Raw genomic sequence first — 262 nt, forward strand, 5'->3', positions numbered from 1 at the left:
GTCGAGGCCAATGAACAGGCCGAATTCGGTCTTGTTCTTGACTTCACCTTCAACAACGGTACCGACAGGGTACTTCTGGGCAAAGGTCGTCCACGGATTGTCGAGGGTCTGCTTGAGGCCCAGCGAGATACGGCGCTTGACCGGATCAACTTCGAGCACAACGACTTCGACTTCCTGCGTGGTGGAAAGAATCTTGCCCGGATGGACATTCTTCTTGGTCCACGACATTTCGGAAACGTGGATGAGGCCTTCGATGCCCGGC

The 262-nt window shown here is 55.3% G+C and carries 1 protein-coding gene; it reads right to left on the bottom strand.

Features of this window, described 5'->3' with window-relative positions; genetic code table 11:
* Positions 1-262 (bottom strand): S1 RNA-binding domain-containing protein (locus SB822_RS58200; protein ID WP_410859255.1); only part of this gene is annotated, 262 nt, incomplete at both ends.

The sequence above is a fragment of the Paraburkholderia sp. SIMBA_054 genome, assembly GCF_046534875.1.
GTDB classification, from domain to species: domain Bacteria; phylum Pseudomonadota; class Gammaproteobacteria; order Burkholderiales; family Burkholderiaceae; genus Paraburkholderia; species Paraburkholderia hospita.